12 protein-coding genes are annotated in these 18,924 nt (G+C 43.5%); 1 reads left to right on the top strand and 11 read right to left on the bottom strand.

Annotation, left to right across the window (positions count from 1 at the left end; translation table 11 throughout):
- Nucleotides 1–169: 169 nt before the first annotated feature.
- The 6 genes from uvrA to ACESMA_RS13860 all read right to left on the bottom strand — a co-directional run bounded on the left by uvrA (nt 170) and on the right by ACESMA_RS13860 (nt 8,506).
- Nucleotides 170–3,040, bottom strand: a complete 2,871-nt coding sequence (gene uvrA, locus ACESMA_RS13885) for an excinuclease ABC subunit UvrA (RefSeq protein WP_372949443.1) — start codon at nt 3,038–3,040, stop codon at nt 170–172.
- Nucleotides 3,041–3,072: 32 nt separating this feature from the next.
- Nucleotides 3,073–4,008, bottom strand: a complete 936-nt coding sequence (locus ACESMA_RS13880; RefSeq protein ID WP_372949442.1) for a lytic transglycosylase domain-containing protein — start codon at nt 4,006–4,008, stop codon at nt 3,073–3,075.
- 270 nt (nt 4,009–4,278) lie between these two features.
- Nucleotides 4,279–5,610, bottom strand: coding sequence for an LVIVD repeat-containing protein (locus tag ACESMA_RS13875; protein ID WP_372949441.1), 1,332 nt, complete (start codon nt 5,608–5,610; stop codon nt 4,279–4,281).
- Between the two features lie 7 nt (nt 5,611–5,617).
- A complete protein-coding gene (locus ACESMA_RS13870; RefSeq protein WP_372949439.1) occupies nt 5,618–6,358 on the bottom strand; it encodes a hypothetical protein in 741 nt (246 codons plus the stop codon).
- A 75-nt stretch (nt 6,359–6,433) separates the two neighbouring features.
- On the bottom strand, nt 6,434–7,717 hold the full coding sequence (locus ACESMA_RS13865) for an LVIVD repeat-containing protein (RefSeq protein WP_372949438.1): 1,284 nt from the start codon (nt 7,715–7,717) through the stop codon (nt 6,434–6,436).
- A gap of 12 nt (nt 7,718–7,729) precedes the next feature.
- Nucleotides 7,730–8,506 carry a hypothetical protein gene (locus tag ACESMA_RS13860; RefSeq protein ID WP_372949437.1) on the bottom strand — a complete coding sequence of 259 codons (777 nt, stop codon included), beginning with the start codon at nt 8,504–8,506 and terminating at the stop codon, nt 7,730–7,732.
- A gap of 125 nt (nt 8,507–8,631) precedes the next feature.
- Here ACESMA_RS13860 and ACESMA_RS13855 point away from each other — a divergent pair, with 125 nt between their 5' ends.
- Entirely contained in the window at nt 8,632–11,184 is a 2,553-nt protein-coding gene (locus ACESMA_RS13855) for a M14 family zinc carboxypeptidase (protein WP_372949436.1), read from the top strand.
- Between the two features lies 1 nt (nt 11,185).
- Here the strand turns inward: ACESMA_RS13855 and ACESMA_RS13850 are convergent, their stop codons facing one another.
- From ACESMA_RS13850 to ACESMA_RS13830, 5 genes are all read right to left on the bottom strand, one after another.
- Nucleotides 11,186–11,917 (bottom strand): hypothetical protein, encoded by a 732-nt coding sequence (locus ACESMA_RS13850; protein WP_372949434.1) that lies wholly within the window; start codon nt 11,915–11,917, stop codon nt 11,186–11,188.
- Complete coding sequence (locus ACESMA_RS13845; RefSeq protein WP_372949433.1) at nt 11,914–13,578, bottom strand: hypothetical protein; 1,665 nt, start codon at nt 13,576–13,578, stop codon at nt 11,914–11,916. Before ACESMA_RS13845 ends, ACESMA_RS13850 begins: the two co-directional genes overlap by 4 nt.
- A gap of 11 nt (nt 13,579–13,589) precedes the next feature.
- Complete coding sequence (locus ACESMA_RS13840) at nt 13,590–14,645, bottom strand: DUF4249 domain-containing protein (RefSeq protein ID WP_372949432.1); 1,056 nt, start codon at nt 14,643–14,645, stop codon at nt 13,590–13,592.
- Complete coding sequence (locus tag ACESMA_RS13835) at nt 14,645–17,377, bottom strand: TonB-dependent receptor (RefSeq protein WP_372949431.1); 2,733 nt, start codon at nt 17,375–17,377, stop codon at nt 14,645–14,647. Before ACESMA_RS13835 ends, ACESMA_RS13840 begins: the two co-directional genes overlap by 1 nt.
- A gap of 144 nt (nt 17,378–17,521) precedes the next feature.
- The gene (locus tag ACESMA_RS13830) at nt 17,522–18,904 is read right to left on the bottom strand and encodes a hypothetical protein (RefSeq protein WP_372949430.1); all 1,383 of its coding nucleotides are present in this window, start codon (nt 18,902–18,904) and stop codon (nt 17,522–17,524) included.
- Nucleotides 18,905–18,924: the final 20 nt, after the last annotated feature.

Below are 18,924 nucleotides of genomic sequence, written 5' to 3'. Positions count from 1 at the left end.
CTACTCAAAGAGGTGTGGTTGATATTGAATTTTTCCTGTTTAGAGTTGCTAAAATATATGCTTGAAGTTAAATACTCCACAAAAAGTTAAACTGAGCCCTTTTCTTTTACTTGATTTAGCACTTTCAAAATCCTGATTTAACGCAGATTATTCATAAATAATCCCTACATCAAATAGCCAATTCTTCTTTTAAAAATTTAGCAGTAAACGACTTTTTGTTTTTTATAATTTCTGCGGGAGTTCCGGTACAAAGAATTTCGCCGCCGTTTTTACCGCCTTCCGGACCGAGGTCGATGATGTGATCAGCCACTTTTATAACATCCATGTTGTGTTCTATCACAATTACGGTATTTCCCCGGTCAACCAGTTTGTTCAGTACATCCAGCAAAACGCGGATGTCTTCGAAATGAAGGCCGGTAGTTGGTTCATCTAAAATATACAATGTTTTCCCGGTGTCGCGTTTGGCAAGTTCGGTGGCCAGTTTCACCCGTTGTGACTCACCGCCGGATAAAGTGGTGGATGATTGCCCCAGCGTAATGTATCCCAATCCCACCTCCTGCAACGTTTTTAGTTTGATTGCGATGGAAGGAATATTTTCAAAAAACTCCACCCCCTGGTTGATGGTCATTTCAAGCACGTCGCTGATTGATTTTCCCTTGAAGCGCACCTCCAGTGTTTCGCGGTTGTACCGTTTGCCGTTGCATTTGTCGCAATGCACATACACATCGGGCAGAAAATTCATTTCGATGAGTTTCATACCGCCGCCCTGACATTCTTCGCACCGGCCTCCTTTTACATTAAACGAAAACCGGCCCGGTTTGTACCCTCTGATTTTTGCCTCGGGAAGTTGAGTGAACAGGTTGCGAATATCGGAAAATACGCCAGTATAGGTTACCGGATTCGACCGTGGTGTGCGGCCAATGGGCGACTGATCAACCCGGATAACTTTGTCCACAAGGTCCAGACCTTCAACCGATTTGTAAGGCAGTGGATCTTCAACCGAATTGTAAAAATGCTGGCTTAAAACAGGTTGCAAAGTGGCGTTAATGAGTGACGATTTTCCGCTGCCCGAAACTCCGGTTACACAAATAAACATACCCAGTGGAATTTCAAGAGTCACGTTTTTTAAATTATTGCCGGCACATCCCTTCACCTTCAGAAAATCTCCTGAACCTTTTCTTCTTTTGGTTGGAACTTCAATCTTTCTTCTGTTATTCAAATAATCGGAAGTTAGAGTATTCGCTTTTAACACTTCTTCCGGCGGACCTATGGCCACCACTTCTCCTCCGTGTCGTCCGGCATGAGGCCCCATATCGATGAGCCAGTCTGCGTGCAACATGGTATCTTTGTCGTGCTCCACAACAATTACAGAGTTTCCGCTGTCTCGCAGTTGTTCAAGCGCATGAATCAACTTTAAATTGTCGCGGTGATGCAGGCCAATGCTGGGTTCGTCGAGAATGTACAACACATTTACCAGTTGCGAACCAATTTGTGTGGCCAGCCTGATGCGTTGCGATTCGCCGCCAGACAAACTTTGCGCTGTTCGGTCGAGCGCCAGGTAATTGAGGCCAACGTCAAGCATAAATCCCAACCGGTCTCGAATTTCTTTAATTACCTCTGTTCCAATTTTTCGTTGTCTTTCAGAAAGTCGTTCTTCCAAACCGGTAAACCACGCGCCCAATTCTTTTAAATCCAGTTGGGCAAGCTCCGAAATGTTTTTGTTGTCGATTTTAAAATGCAGCGATTCTTTTTTCAAACGCTGCCCGCTGCACGCCGGGCAAATCGTTGTTTTTACAAACTGGTTTGCCCACTTCTGTGCCCGCTTGGCGGGATTATCCTCACGCTGGCTGTCAATGTATTTCACCACGCCGTCGTAACTCATCATGTAATTCATGCTGGTGCCGAGCGGTGTATTTTTCAGTTGAATCCTTTCGTTTGTGCCGAACAAAACTGCATCCAAACCTTCTTCAGAAATATTCTTTACTGGAGTTTTCAGGGTGAATCCGAATTTTTCTCCGAGAGCCTCAATCTGCCAGAAAATTAATGAGTTGCGATAGGAACCCAGCGGTGCAATTCCACCTTTGGCAATGCTTTTATTTTTGTCGGGAACTATTTTATCGATATCGATTTCAGTAACTCTTCCCAGTCCGTTACATTTGGGACAGGCGCCCTGCGGCGAGTTAAATGAAAAATTGTGCGGCGCCGGTTCACTGTATGAAATTCCGGTGGTTGGGCACATCAATAAACGGCTGTAATATTTGGCCTGACTAGTATCGTGATCCAATATCATAAGAATTCCTTGACCGTGTTTCATGGCCGTTTGCACACTATCTTTCAAGCGTTTGCTACTTGTTTCATCCACCACCAGTTTATCAATGACAATCTCGATAAAGTGGTTTTTGTAGCGGTCAACCCGGTGATTGTGTTTTATCTCGGTAATTTCGCCGTCAACCCGGGCCTGTAAAAATCCTTTGCGACGAATTTGCTCAAACAGTTCACGGTAATGGCCTTTCCGGCCTTTTACCACCGGCGCCAGAATATGGATTCGTTTTCCGGCAAAATCACTTTTAATCAATTGCAGGATTTTCTCTTCGGTGTATTTCACCATTTTTTCGCCTGTGTTGTACGAAAATGCTTCGGCAGCGCGTGCATACAACAAACGCAGGAAGTCGTAAATTTCGGTTACCGTACCAACAGTTGAACGCGGGTTGCGTGTGGTCACTTTTTGCTCGATTGAAATAACCGGACTCAGACCAGTGATTTTATCCACATCGGGTCGTTCAAGATTTCCCAGAAAAGAGCGTGCATAAGCCGAAAATGTTTCAATGTAGCGTCGCTGCCCTTCGGCATAAATGGTATCGAACGCCAGCGATGATTTGCCGCTACCGCTTAATCCGGTAATAACGGTGAGCTTGTTGCGGGGAATCACCACATCTATGTTTCGCAGGTTGTGCACCCGCGCTCCGTGAACCACAATTTTTTCTTCGGAATCCAACTCCTCATCCAGAACAAGTTCATCCGTATATTTTGTCTCCTGCATTTTTCTTTTTTGTTTACTTCAAGCCTGAACTGTTAACTTCCTTCAGGGTATTCAATAATCGGAATTTTTACCGTGTATTTTTTTCCGCCGGAATTGGTCAGGAAATTATCACGCAACCAGGGGTTAAAATCTTTGAGCAATTTGTAATTGATGCCATGTTCCAACGCAAAATCGGCAAAATCGGCCACTTTCCCGGTTATTTCTACTTCGCGGGTTTGAATAAGGGGGTATTTTTCGTCTTCTGAAATGAAAAGATTATATTTTTCAGGGTTTTCCATTATCAGTTTCAGTGCAATAATCCGGAAAACATACCGGCTGGTTTCTTCTCCAAAAAGAAGGTCGTAATAGGAAGCATTTTTTTGCCTCAGAATTTGCCTTTCCACTCCGCGATTTCCTGCATTAAATGCAGCTGCCACCACTGACCATGAACCGTATTTTTCATACGAATCGAGCAGATAATCGCAGGCCGCATGCGTCGATTTTTCGATGTGATATCGTTCGTCCACTTCGCTGTTGATTTCCAGTCTGTAATCGCGACCAGTTCCTTCCAAAAACTGCCAAAGCCCAACGGCACGGGCAGGCGAAACAGCACGCGGATTAAAACCGCTTTCGGCCAATGCGAGGTATTTAAAATCATCAGGCACTCCTTTTTCTTGCAAAATCGGCTCAATAATTGAAAAATAGCGCGGCGCCATTTTAATATAGCGGATGGTTTGCGAATGAAAATAGGAATTCACTAGCAACTCACGGTCAAGCGATTCACGCACATCGAACCGCCAAAGAGGAACAGGTTCGTTGGCAAAAGTTACCGAATCAGGAATTTCCACAGCTTTAAATGCGGCAGGTGTCTCCATGGTTACTTCGGATTCAGCCTCGGCTGTTGTCCCGGTTATTAACAAGGCTACAATTCCTGTATTCAAAATAACAATAATCGACAAAACAATTCCCCAACTCTTTTTTCTGCTCATTTCTTCTGTGTTTTTCTAAAAAACGCAAAAATACACTTTTAGTTGTTGGCAGACAACGGGAGGGAGTTTAAAGTTCCCAGTTTAAATCATGAAGGCTGGTTACAGGTTCTAAGTCGCAGGCTTTTCAACCTTAAAAAATCTTCAAAGTTTTAATGCAATCAAACGGATAGCACCGCTTAAAGCGATGCCATCCGCTATTACCGAAGTGATTAATTGAAGAATTCAAGTCATACCATCACTTCAAGTGATAGTATGACTGCTGAACATGGTTTAATTGTATTCCTGAACGGGAATGTGGCTTACCTGTTGGATGTCCTGCAAATTGGAATAGTCGTACTGGTAAAAACCGTCTTTTCCAATCATAAACAGGAAATCGTTAAACGGGATCACATCAAACGCATCAATTTCGGCGAACTGTGCAATTTTCCGGCTTCCGATTAATGCCAGGTTGGAGGCATCGTAAACCAGCAGTCCGTCTTTGCCGTCGCACACAAAAAGGATTTCGTCGTCAATTCCCAGTCCGTAAGGTTCCTGCATGGTGTAGGAATGTTGCAGAGTAGCATTCTTATAGTCGCTGCTTAACTTCAGTATGTCGAGCTTGCTGACAGTGCGGCCACATTCGTTACCACCGCGCAATGTTACATATGCAATGTGGTTTTGCACCACCACCGGATCGCAACTGCGCACATGGCTGTAACTGTTAATCTGCATCGGATTTTTAGGATCGGCCAGTGAGTAACCCAACATTCCGGTCATGGTTCCTAAAAACATGTGGTCATCGTGAATAAACATGGTTTCAATGTCGAGCCCGGCTTTCTTTTCACTGGCCAAAACAGGATTTTCACTGTTTTCCACGTTGAAAATATGAAACTCTTCAGAATCGACGGTGTATAAAAAATCGCCGTTCAGTCCGAACCGGGCCATGGAACCGCCAATCCCAAAAGAGTTTCCCTGAGTGCTGCTGGTATATCCGCCAATACTTTGCGATGAAGAGGAAGCAGTGGCAAAATTGGCATAAGCGGCATCCATATACATTTTTTCGCCGTACCAGCCGCTGCGGTAAATGGGGTAGTTTTTACGCTCCACCTGCAACCGGGCGTAATCAATTTCCCAGTCAACCACAACGCCTTTTTTTTCATCCACTTCGGCCATCAGCAGGTTGGGGTCGGTAGCCTCAGGGATGGTATAAGGAAAAACTTCGGGAATTCGCTCAACTTCTTTTGGGTTGTTCAAGTCGGAAATGTCGATGGCCACCAGGTCGATGTAACTGTCGGCATACAAAACATCGTTTTTAATGGCCATGTCGATATTTCCGGGAATTTCAATAAAAGCTGTGTTAACCGGGTTGTGCGGATCGCGGTTGTCGATGATATGAATCCCTTTCAGTTCTTCATTTATAAAAATGAACCCGTCTTTAAAATAGATTTTGCCCGGTTTAACCAGATTGCGGGGTGTTTGCTGTTTTACTGCCGAGCGCAATTCAGTGTAAGTCATGTAAACCGGCACATTGCGCAGGTCGTTTTCGTAAATTACATCTTTGCATCCTGAAATGGAAAAAACCAGCAGGAAAATTCCGAACCATTTTATACTTTTTGTTTTCATACCTTCATTATTTAAAAATTAAACCGAGGGATAAACTTATCCTGTTGTAGCGTTGCTCCAGTTCATATTTGTCTTTTCCTGAATAATTGAGAGCATGGTACCGGTAGCCCGCTGCCATGCTGAACCCAAGATTTGGCCCGAACATGGAAGTAATCCCAAAACCGGGATTCAATAAGATTCCACCGCTGGCTTTCAGGTATTTGGGCGGCAGGTTTCGGGAGTCGTTATCGTCGTACAAATCGGATGGTTGCTGCACTTCGCCGGGAAAAAGGTAGCCGGCTTTCAGAAAAAGGTGTGGCGAAAACCGGGTTTGCCTGAACTTGAATTCAAAATTGGCAAAAGCCGGTATAAATGTCTGTTCCATGTAATATTCGACGCCTGTTCCGCCGCCTGCAAAAAAGTTTCCGGTTAAACCATAATTAAATGAACCGTGGAAAAACTGCGGGGCGCTTTCTTCATTTTCGGCATTTCCGGGAAGAACGCCGCCATCAACTTTAAAAAACCAGGGAACCTCCACCAGGGCCAGTTTATTTGATGTATTTCGATATAACATCGTATCTATATCCGTTTTAGGGAAAACCAAAATATTTTTGCGCCATTTCATTTTAAATACATCCGGACTGTCCGGGTCCAATACTTTCCCTGAAAAAACTGAGCCGTTTTTTAAAAACACCCTGACTTTTTCATTTTGTGCAAAAACGGATTGAATAAAAACGGATAAAATGGTTATTAATAAAAGCGTTCGCATGAATAGTTTTTTTTGTTAAAAAGTCATAAGTCATACCATCACTTTGAGTGATAGTATGACTTTGCTGAACATTGTTTAATTGTTTTCCTTCACCGGGATAAAACTTACCTGGCGGATGTCGTTTAAGTTGGAATAATCGTACTGATAAAATCCGTCGTCGCCAATCATAAACAAATAACCGTTTACCGGAATAACGTCGTAGGTATTGATGTTGGAAAAGCGGGCAATCATGTGGTCGTCTATGTGATGTTTGTCGGTAACATCGTAAACTTTCAGACCGGCGTCGCCGTCGCACACAAACAAAATGTCGCCGTCAATTCCCAGTCCGTAAGGTCCGTTAAGCGGATAGGACTGCAGCAATGTGGTGTTTTTGTAATCATCTGAAAGCTGAAGCACATCCAGCCGGTTTACGTCACTGCCGCACTGGTTTCCACCGCGCAGGGTCACATAAGCATAGCCGTCGGCAACCACCACCGGATCGCAACTGGTTACGTGCCAGAATTCTCCCACATATTTGGGAACAGTTGCCACATCGAGGTTGAAAATCCGCATCCCTGATTGCGTACCAAAAAACATGTGGCCATCGTAAATAAACATGGTTTCCACATCCCAGCCCACATTTTGATTGCCGATGCTGTGCGGATTTTCATCGTCGTTTACATCGAACATGTACAACGTGGAATGGTCCACCGCATACAAATAATCGCTGTACAATCCGAACCGGGCCATACTTCCGCCAATACCAAAAGTGCTGCCCTGCTGTGATGGTCCCCCGGTAAACCCTCCGTCGCTCATGGCATTTTCTGCTCTTCCAAACCCGTAATAGACTGGATAATAATGGTATTCCATTTCCTGCCTAACCTTTTTTATTTCCCAGTCAATGACCACACCCTTTTCCTCATCCACTTTGGCCACGCGGTAATCTTCGTTATAAGGCGGTGTGGTGTAAGGGAAAATATCTTCCACCCGGCTCACTTCTTCCGGATTGTTTACGTCCGAAATATCAATGGCCACCAAATCGACGTAACTGTCGGCATACAATGTGTTGTTTTTAATGGCAATATCGGCATTTCCGGGAACTTCAATAAAACCAATATTTTCAGGATTTTCGGGATTGCGGTTATCAATAATGTGAATGCCTTTCAATTCTTCATTGATAAAAATGTAGCCGTCTTTAAAATAAATCTTCCCGGGATTTTCAAGTTGACGCGCCACTTTCAGATTTACGGCTTCGCGCAAATCTTCGTAACTCATGTAAACGGGCGAGTTGGCGGTAAACACTTCGGTGTATTCGTCCATGCACGCGTTGGATGTTGTCATTAAAACGATAAAAGCAAAAATATTTCTGATAGTTTTCATAATGCTGATTGTTTAGTTGAAAATGATACCCATTTTAACTGTAAGCCGGTTGTAGTCGATGTCGAGTCTGTAATCGTTTTCACCTTTGTAATGAAGCCGGTGAAACTGGTAACCAAACCCCAGCGACATGCCAAATCCGGGAGAAAAAAGATGCGAATAGCCGATACCCGGATTGATTAGAATTCCCCCTTTGGGATCAAGTTCTCCGTAGTTGTGGGAGGGTTGAGGACCAGGCCAGATGCTGCTGCTGCTCCAATATGGTTGTACATCGTAATAAATTTCGCGCGAATCTTCCAGCGCTACCTGGTAACCTGTCTTCACAAAAAAGTAAGGCGACGACCACGAATTCCGCAGTTTATATTCGGCATTTAAAAAAGCCGGCAGGTATGATTCTTTCAAAAATTCGGCGCCAAAACCAACTCCTGCAGAAAACTGCGGCGTAATCAGGTAATTTACCGTTCCGGTAAAACTTAGCGGCGCCGACTGGCTGTTTTGAGAATTTCCGGCCAAAACTCCAATTTCGGTGCGGTAAAAAAAGCGGGAATACTGCGGAAGGTTTTCCATTTGAGCCACACGTGAAGCGCGCCGTCCGGCCACACTGTCAATTTCAGCAGCATCAAAAACCCAGATGTTTCCGGCTGATTCAACCCGTAACTTACCGGCATCAGTGTATTGAAATTTTCCTTTCAGGATGGTTCCGTTTTTGAGGTAAACAAAACCTTTTTCGCTTTGTGCAAACAGAGAAAAGGTAAAAAGCACAGCAATTGTAAACAGACACAATTTTTTCATAGTAATAGTTATTTTACTCAATAGATGGAAAAGGTTGCTGATTGGTTGCGTGAAAAGAAATATTTTTCCAATATTCGGGTAACTTTTTTTAAGTGTTCTGTTCAATCATTTTTTTTAATACCAATATGAAACATTTTGCAGTCGCCTTTTTCTTTTCTATTCTCTTTATTTTCAGCGCAAATGCACAAGAACCACTGAGTTATTTCCTACCGGAAGATGTCACTTTCAATAGCAACATTCCAACTCCTGAAGAATATTTTAACCAGCAGTTGGGAGAATGGCACCTTACTCACGACCAGGTACTGAGTTACATGAAAGAAATTGCCCGTATTTCAGAACGGGCGGTAATTCGTGAATATGCCCGTTCGTACGAGAACCGTCCACTGGTGCATCTTATTTTTACTTCGGAACAGAACCAAAACAAACTGGATGAGCTGAAAGAACTGCATTTCAACTATTCCCAACCCGGAGAAAATATGTCGCCGGAAAATATTCCGCTGGTGGTTAATCTGGGGTACGGTGTGCACGGAAACGAATCGAGCGCAACCAATTCATCGGTTCTCACGGCTTATTATTTAGCGGCGGCACAGGGAGATAAAATTGACCAATTACTGGAAAGTACCATCATTCTGGTTGACCCGTGCCTGAACCCCGACGGATTTGTACGCCACAGCACCTGGGCCAACATGCATCAGAGTATTACCGATGTTACCAGTCCCGACTCACGCCAGTTTCGTGAAGTTTGGCCGGGCGGACGCACCAACCACTACTGGTTCGATTTAAACCGCGACTGGCTGTTGCTGGTTCACCCGGAAAGCCGTGGACGGGTGGCTGCTTTTCATGAATGGAAGCCCAACATTGTTACCGACCACCACGAAATGGGCGCCAACTCCACGTTCTTTTTTCAACCCGGAGTACCCAGCCGGAACAACCCGCTGACACCCGAAGAAAACTACCGGCTTACTTATGAAATCGCAAAGTACCATGCTGAATTCCTGGATGAAATTGGCTCGCCTTATTATATGGAAGAACAGTTCGACGATTACTATTTCGGAAAAGGTTCATCATATCCCGATGTAAATTCCAGCGTGGGCATTTTATTTGAGCAAGCCGGCTACAGGGGAAGAATCCGCGAAACTTCCAACGGAATTAAAACGCTGGCTTTCGGCATAAAAAACCAGTTTACCGTTTCGCTTTCCACATTGGAAGCTGCAATAAACCTGAAGGATGAACTGCTGCAGTTTCAGAAAGAATTTTACCGCGAAGCTCTTGAATTGGCTGATAAAGATGCTGTTAAAGCTTATGTTTTCGGCGATGAAAACAATTTGCAAACCACCCTGAAATTTGTGAATGTTCTGAATCAGCATCAGATTCAGGTTTTTCCAAATGAACAGGAATATACTTCGGACGGCAAAACATTCAAACCCGGTTCCAGTTTTGTGGTTCCCCTAAAACAACCGCAATACCGCCTGATAAAAAGTATGTTCGATGTAACCACTGAATTTGCCGACAGCACCTTTTACGATGTTTCTACCTGGACTTTTCCCTACGCATTTAACCTGCCGTTTGCCAAATTAACCTCGCTCAGAAACATTCAGATTTCCGAAAAAATGGCTGAACCGGAAATACCGGAAGGGAAAGTGGTTGGCGGGAAAAGCAGTTTGGCTTACTTGTTCAAATGGAATGAATATGCTGCGCCCGAAGCACTTTTTCAAATACAAAATAAAGGATTGATGACAAAAGTCGCCACCGATGAATTTACATTCATTATTGACGGCAACGAAGAAAGTTTCACCTACGGTACCATTCTGGTTCCCGCAGCCGGACAGGAGATGGATGAGGAGGAGATTTTCAGTATGGTAACATCAGTGGCACAAAAAACCGGTATCGATTTTTACGGATTGGATACCGGTCTTGCTAGCAAAGGAATTCACATTGGAAGCGGCAGTTTTGTTTCGCTTGAAAAACCCGAAGTACTGATGCTGATTGGTGGGAGTGTGAGCAGCCGCGATGCTGGTGAAATCTGGCATTTGTTCGATCAGCAATACAAAATTCCGGTTACACTTGCTGACAGTGACAATTTGGGCAGTATCAACTTAAACCGGTACAACAACCTGATTTTACCGGCAGGTTCTTACCGCGAGTTAAACAATACTGTAACAGAAAAAATAAGACGCTGGACCGAAGCAGGAGGAACACTGATTACCATAAAAAATGCGGCCTCGTGGGCAACCCGCAACGATTTGGGAAAAACACAGTTCAAAAAAAGTATTGAACCCGACACCACGCTGCAACTGAATTATGTCGATCGCAGCAAGGAATACAGTATAAACGCCATTGCCGGCGCTATTTTCAAAACTGAAATGGATATTACGCACCCGCTTTGTTACGGTTATTTGCAAGAAGAACTTCCCGTTTTTAAATCGGGAAACAGTGTGGCCGAATCGTTGAAAACAAAATATGCAGAGCCTGTGAAATTTTCAGATGACTCGTTTCTAAGTGGATTTGTTTCGGAGAAAAACCTGGAACGGATAAAAAATGCTCCGGTGGTTTCGGTGCAGTCGGCTGGAGGTGGAAAAGTCATCAGCTACCATGAAAGTATGACGTTCCGCGGAACCTGGTTGGGAACGAACAAACTGTTTATGAATTCGGTGTTTTTCGGGAAAACAATCCGGTAAATTATTGGAAAAAACCGGCTTCATCTAAAAGTTGAAAAGCCTGCACTATTTGCTTTTCATCGAATCGCCTGAGATTATTTTTTCGAAAAATCCTGCGGACTTCCCGCTTACTGTCAGGAAAAAGTTTAATAAACCAGCGGCGTTTTTCCTGAACCCTGCGGAATTGTTCCTGCTCAGGAAAATACATAAAATACGTTTTTTTGGGTTTGAGCCTGGTATCTCTTAACTTACCGTATGCATCGCGGTAAACGCTGGTTTTTTCTTCATAAATATAATGAAATGCCACCAGCCACCTGGTCCCCTGATATTTCACATCGAAATACCGGTAACCCGCGTCAACAAAAGCATCGAAATAAAGTTTTACAAATTTTTGCTGTCCCTGCGGATAGATAAACGTAAAGCTGTTCACTTTTTCCTTATCAACAATAAATAGTTGTTTTAAATTTGGATTATATACAACTAATTCATCCTGAAAAGTATTGTAACGGATTCTTACACTATCGAATAAATCGCCGTCTTCCAGCAATATGTTTCCTTCCACCCAACTATCCTGCAGAAAATGAGTGCTGTTTGCCAGCGGCGGGATACGGTAAGAAAGTCCGGTAAGCTTACCTTCCAGCCGGTTTGAGTTTTTATTAAGAACCTCCCAGTCGATTGTTGAATTTTGCGCCAGACCCGCCGATGTGAGCAGGCAACTTAAAACAACCCAAAGTATTTTTATTTGAGGTTTCATTTCACTTCAATAATTTCTGAATGTTTAAAAATCTGCCCGTCTTTGGTAACACCTTCCACGGCAATTTCCACTTTGCCTTTCAAATCGGAAAGGGTAAAGTCAATTTTTTGATTTTCACCCGGTTTTAACTTGCTCCAAATAAAGACGGTTCGCAAATCGGGAATATGTTTTTTTGATTCTGCAAACAACTGTTTATCAGTATTTTGCTCAGGTTGCAACAAAGGTACCGAAAGCAGGGTAAAACCTGGCTGATGTGCCAACCAGCGGTTCGATTTATCTTTTAAATACAATGCCAGAATTCCGGAAAAACGGAGGTCGCCAAAAAGGCGGTCTTCCATGGCATATTCAATATGGTCAACATCAGTTGACCCAAGCGATGCAAAAAGCCGGTTTTTAAACACAGGCACCCCGTTTATCAATTTAAACGGTTCGTTTTCGAAATATGCATTTTCATTCCAGTTCAACAGGCGAAGGGTGGTGTTTCCCCGCCTGGTGCGATATTGTACTCCGGGGAGCAGTTCCCTCGATATTTCCCTGAAATCGTTCAGTTCATAAAATTCGTCGGGGTCCACAGTACGCTGCGGGTGGCCATAAACCGGTATTGCGAACTTTTCGGGCATTGAAAACTCTTGCGATGGAATAGTGTATTCACCCAGAAAAAGACGTTTTATAAAACCTGCATCGGCCAATGCATTTATAAAATCAATCTGCTTGGGAGATAAATTTTGTTTTTGCATGGGCATTGGCTTCTGAGTATTCAGGACACTGGTTTCAATTTTTGTCTGCAGTTCCGTGTCATCTTCTGAAATGGCCTGAATCACTGCGTCTCCAACTCCAACCGCATTTTGCAGAAAAAAATGAAAATATCCGTCGTTTCCGGTCACATAATAATCGAGGTAGCGCGGATTTTCGGGCAATGATAAAAAAACCAAAGCTTTTTCGGGCGATTCACCAGAATCGGTTTTTGTTACTTTTCCACTCAGAATAAAGCCGTCCATTTCCTGAAAGTGAGGAACAACCAGAGACGAACCAGCAGACGTGGCCAAAAACCGTCCTCCAGCCTGCCGGGCTAAATCATCCACCAGCGAAGACTTCACTACCACCTGGTCAATTTCATCCGGATGAATGGCGCCAAGCCCAATTTCCACAGTTACTTTTTCCCTTACAGCATAAGTTTTTTTATTGGGTTTTATTGAAAGTTGCTGATTCAAAACGGTTTCTTCCAATTTATTTTCTGAAGAAGGTATGAGCAGCTCCGGCAAATCGCGCTGAAAACGGTTGTAAACAAACAATGACTTTTTTTCAACTTGCAGACCGGGCTTTGAAAGATGCTCGTAAAGAAAAGCCGATAGAAAATAAACCCCCGAACTTAATGAGTCGGGAACATGTAAATAGCCTTCAGTAAGGTTTTCTGTGCATTTTTTCTTTACCGATGCAATGGTATGATTGGTTGCATCCGAAAGCTGAACATGAACCACATTACTTTTACTTTCCCCGTTTTTCATAATCACTTTAAACCACACCGTATCGCCCGACATGCCAAAATCACGGTCGGTAAAAAAAAACAGGCCCGATTCTGTTTTTCCGGTTTGTGCAAAACCGGAAAGAAACAGCACTGAAAAAAGCAAGCCCAATATTTGTTTGTAAAAATTCATATTCATTTCTGAATCGTTTAATTTTGCCAAAACCAAGGTGGATACATCGATCTGATGCCCTCCTCCGGAATATTGTGAAAAAAAGTAATTCTCCTGAGAACATGATTCCCTGTACGTGTATCAAGCCGGATAAAAAAGCGGTGCTCCCTGTACCGTGAAATTTCAAAATTACCCAGTATCACTTTTTTAGGATCTGAAGTACATTGCAAATTACTGCGTGCCTGAACATACATGGGATCGAAAATTTTTCCGTCGGCCCCAAGCTGGCTGTTCAAATCGTTGTAAAATTTCCAGGCCGATTGCGAAATGCTGTACTGGTACATAATATAAATCCATCCCACTTCTGTTTCACCTGGAATCGTGCGCCCGGATTGGTAAGGAAAGAATTCAACAGGATGTTTTATAATATTTAAACCGGAGGCATAATCATTTGGTCCGGCAATGTTAAAAATATCATCAGGATAAATGGATTTCCATCCGAATTTGTACTGCTGGGTCAGAGCTCCGCCAATTATTGTATCGAAGGGGAACTGATACTGCATAATCTTCCGGGCATCGAAGCGGTAATAACCTGGAGTGTTGTAGTTATTAATATCAACATAAACCTGATGGCCCAACTTCTTTTTGAAATCTTCCACGTCGGTTTCACCTCCGGGTTGGCTCCATCTTTCCGCTTCTCCGCTGTAAAATGCAGAAATATGAGGAACAGACGGAACAGGTTCTAATCCGGAGGTATAAGTTTCCCCGCCGGCAATAATATGTAACCGGTATCGCTCGGTTGAATCAAGCGGTTCTTTTAATTCATAAATGCCAGGTTGGGTTTGTGTTGTCAGGTATCCGTTTTCTTTTGAATCGATCAACTGAACCAGTGCATTGGCGTAGGGTTCAAATGAATCTGCCTCGTTAAAACCGGCTGATTTTTTTAGCATGATTTGATGAGTTGACTCTCCAAAAACCAGGCGTGCATCTACCACCAGCAAACTTTCCACCTCGTCCAGCTCGGGTTCGTATATTGACTCGCAGCCAGAGAAAAGTATCAGCGGTATCAACAGATATTTTAATAATTTCAGCATCAGAATTTAAAATTATAGGTTAACGACGGCACCGGAATTCCGATAACCGACAGTTTATAAAGCGAATATTTCCTGAAATCGTTTTCAGCTCCCGGCCCTGCTTTCCGGTAATAAACCGAATACGGATTTTCCCTTCCGTAAGCATTGTAAACCGAAAGTGTCCAGCTTCCTTTCCACATGCGTTTCCGGCGGAGGTTTTCATCGAAAGTAATGGAAACATCGAGCCGGTGATAAGGCGGCATGCGATATTTGTTCCGGTCGGAATAATATACCAGCGTTTCGCTGGCATATTTGTATTTAATTTCAGGCAGTGTAACCGGCCTGCCTGAGATATACACAAAGTTGGCTGTAAACCGCCACCTGCGGCTGATGTTGTAAGTTCCCAAAAGCGAAAAATCATGCGGTTTATCGTACAGCGAAGGATAGAATTTTCCTTCCCAAAAGTTATCTGATTCGGCTTCAGCAAGGGTTTTTTGTTTGGTTCGTGAAAGTACGTAGCTGGCAGAGCCCGTGAGCCGGCCTGTATTTTTACGGGCACTGAGTTCAATTCCAACAGAATAGCCTCTGGCCGGAATTAAATCATTTTCCATGTTTTCATTCATAATTAACTGCGCTCCATTTTTATATTCCACCAGATTTTGGAGATATTTAAAGTAAACTTCCGTCGAAAAATCGATGCCTTTAAACCCCGGACCTTTTTCCACCCCAAAAGCAATCTGATCGCTGATAAGCGGTTTCAAACCCGGGCTTGCAGATTTCCATGTTTCAGCAGGTGAAATAACCGCGTTGTTACTCAACTGAAACATATACTGGCGCACCCTCTGGTAATTCCATTTAATTACAGTATTTGCATTGGCATCGTACCTGGCAGAAAGCCGCGGTTCAAAACCTGCGTAATATTTCTTTTCCTCTTTATTTTCAGGAGCCCCCGGAAAATAATCATCAAAAAATATCCAGTCGCCGGTAACATTATCGTCCGGTTCCATTGCTGTTGTTTTGTTTTTGAAAACGCTGAACCGCATTCCGGCCGAAACTGAAAACTGCGGCGAAATTTCCATTTCATCTCCGACAAAAACTGCCGCTTCCATTGAATTTTCTGTGGGCATTTCGCGCGAGACGATAAGGGTGGAATCTTCAACCGGCGATATTTTTCCCGGATTTACCTGATAATTAATTACTTTAAATCCACCAATGGCTTTGTGAACAGCGTTCGGGTGCCAGCGCAGGGTGGATCCTGCCGATGAATAAGCAAGCCGGTTATCAAGATAATAGGATTCCAGCGGATTTTGTTGGGCAAAATCAGTCAGTCTGTAGTTATATTGACTGTAAGCAACTTCCAAATCACCAAAGAGCTCTTCGGTTAACTGATTGCTTACATCCAGATTGGCCAGAATATTTCCGTATTGGGTAACCGATTCAGCGCTGGTGTTGAATTCGTCATTGCTCACATACCCCATCAGGCTCATTCGGTTGTACTTATCGAACTTGTATGTTATTTTTCCTGAAACATCGTAAAAATTGGTTACACTGCGGGCAAAATCCAGTTCGGGAATTTCCCTCATAATCCAGTTGGCGTAAGAACTTCTGGCGCCTGCCACAAAGGTCAGTTTTTTATTTTTGCTGAGCGGCCCGTCCATTGTCAACCTTGAGTTTACCAACCCAATTCCGCCGTAAAACCTGATTTGTTCTGTGTTGCCGTCCTTAAATCCCACTTCCATAACCGAGGCTACCCGTTCTCCAAAATTAGCCGGCATGCCACCTTTAAACAAACGTACGTTTTCCACTACATCGGGATTGATAAGCGAAAGGAAACCGAAAAGATGCGACGAATTGAAAACCGGACTTCCGTTTATCAGAATCAGGTTCTGGTCCGTATTTCCGCCCCGCACATTAAATCCTGACGATAATTCCCCCACGGTTTGCACACCGGGCAGCATGGTCATTCCTTTTAAAATATCCACCTCTCCCATTAACGCGGGCAACTTTTTAATCTCCACCGACGACATTTGCACCATACTCATTTGCGACCGGGGCAAATCAGCCTCTTTTCCAATTACGGTAACTTCTTCAATGGCATGCGATTCTTCAAAAAGACGAAACTCTTCGTATCCATCTTCAATAAGTCTAATTTTCCAGGTTGAACTTTGCAGGCCAACAAACGAAAACTGAAGCCGGTGGTCTCCCGTTGGCAGTTCCATTTCAAATTCGCCATTTTCATCTGTTGTGGTTCCTTTTTGGGTTTCGGTGTGGTAAACAATGGCACCAACCAGTGTTTCGTCGGTTTTTCCATCAACCACGCGTCCACGCAGAGTAGCTCTTTTGTATCGGCCCAAATTGAGCGGATTGCCGATAATTAAAAATTGCGAAGATTCGTCAAGGCGGGTAAAGCTGCCCGAAACTTCGGGATAAATGACCACTCCATTGTCCTGAAAAAAACGAAAAGTAAGTACATTGTCCAGAAAAATATTGTTCAGGGCCTGAATAAGGGGTGTGTTTTTGAAGGATTTGTTGATGGAATGCGGAGCCAGCCATTCCTGTTTATAAAAAAACTGCAAATTGTATTTGGTTTCCAGCGAATCGAAAAAAACCTGCAATGGTTGGTCGCGATAAGTTCCGTCAATCAAAATTTCACCCTGATTCTGTGCATTGGTAAGCCCGGAGTTTCCCAAAAACAAAAACAGGAAAAAAAAGGAATACAGAAATGTTAATCTGGTTGAAATTGAATCCGCCATTTGGTTTAGCTGATAAAACATAAAATTTGGTTTCTTTTAAGCGATATTGGTTGTTGGATACATTTTTTCCACTAAAGTTTAACCTAAAAAGTAAAATGTTCAAAAATAATCTTTCTTTCTACAATCGGCTCCTTTATTCATGGTTTAAAACTCGTAATACAATCCGGTATAAATACCAACCCGGTATGGTCTGAAATCAACTTCCGGGTTGCGGTTGATGGAATTCAGGTAATAATTGACACGCGGTTCAACAGCCACCGAAAGATTTTTTCCCAAAGCGTAGTTTAGTCCAACACCCACTGTTCCCGAAACATTTACCGTTGAAATATCCTGGGTTTTGCCGATGTTTTGAACACCGAATTCATTGTCGATGAAAGCATTGTTGCCAACCACCACACCGGCATTTACCCCGCCCACCAGTTCCACATCCATTTTACTGTCAATGAGCAGGTAGCGCAGGTAAAGCGGAATTTCCACAAAATCGAAAACCTGTGAAAGTTCGCCACTGGTGAGCAACGAATTGGAATAGGTTCCTGAATTTTCAAGGTTTGCAGCAATTTCAGCGCCCTGTGGCACACCTTTAAATTCAATAATTCCCGCGGTGCTGTTCATGGCCATCCGGTTTCCGGCAAGGTTCACTGCGGTATTAAAGTAATTTTTGTCGGCAGGCGCAAACGCATAATCCATTTCAGCCCTGTTGCCAAAAAGTTGTGGCGAACTTCCGGTTTGCTGGCCGTTTTGGGCGTAATAAACTCCGCTTTCAATGCTGATTCTTTTTCCGGTTTTGTACTGAACAGAAAGCCCTCCACTTAGGTTGGCATTTCCGTCGTTTGCCTCGTATGTCATGTTGCTGGAATAAGCCGAACCATGTCTGGCTGAGTAACTTGAATAGCCGGGAGCAACGTTCAGACCAAATTTCCAGCCTGTACTATTTTCGGCTGAACCGGAAAATTGTTGTGCATTTTCATGAATTACTTTCTGCTCCCAGGAAAATAGGTCTTTAGCAGGTTCGGGTTTACTTTTTTCAGTAGGTGCAGGTATTTTTTGTGTTTCTGCCAATATTACTTCATTCGGCTCAATGGGTTTCATGAAGCTCAAATCTGCAATGGCGATCATTCTGTTTTCTTCAATCATATCAGAACCCGATATTTTTTCTTCAGGCATTTGAGGCAATGATTCTTTTTCTGTTGCATCAGCCAAAAACCGGCCGGTTGCAGACGACTCCGGATCACCAGGTAAATCTTCCTTTTCAGGAACACTTGCGATTTTTTCTTCGATATTGTTTTTTTCAACAGGACTTATCTTTTCCGTTTCAGTAACCTGAGGAACTGCCCGGTCTGCCGATTCGTTAAAATACCAGCCGGCAATAAATGCAAGCAGCAGCAGAGCAGCCGCTGCCGACCAACTGTACCAGGCCATCCGCTTTCTGCGGCGTATTCCGGACAAGTTTGTCTGAATATTGTCCCAAACATAGGCAGGTGGTTCTACCGGGAAATCTTCCAATTTTTCCCGGAAAATTTTATCCATATTATTTAATTCTTCCTTCA

It is taken from the genome of Mariniphaga sp., from assembly GCF_041687215.1.
In the GTDB taxonomy this organism is placed as follows: Bacteria; Bacteroidota; Bacteroidia; order Bacteroidales; family Prolixibacteraceae; genus Mariniphaga.
This window is presented reverse-complemented; position numbering and strand designations above follow the sequence as displayed.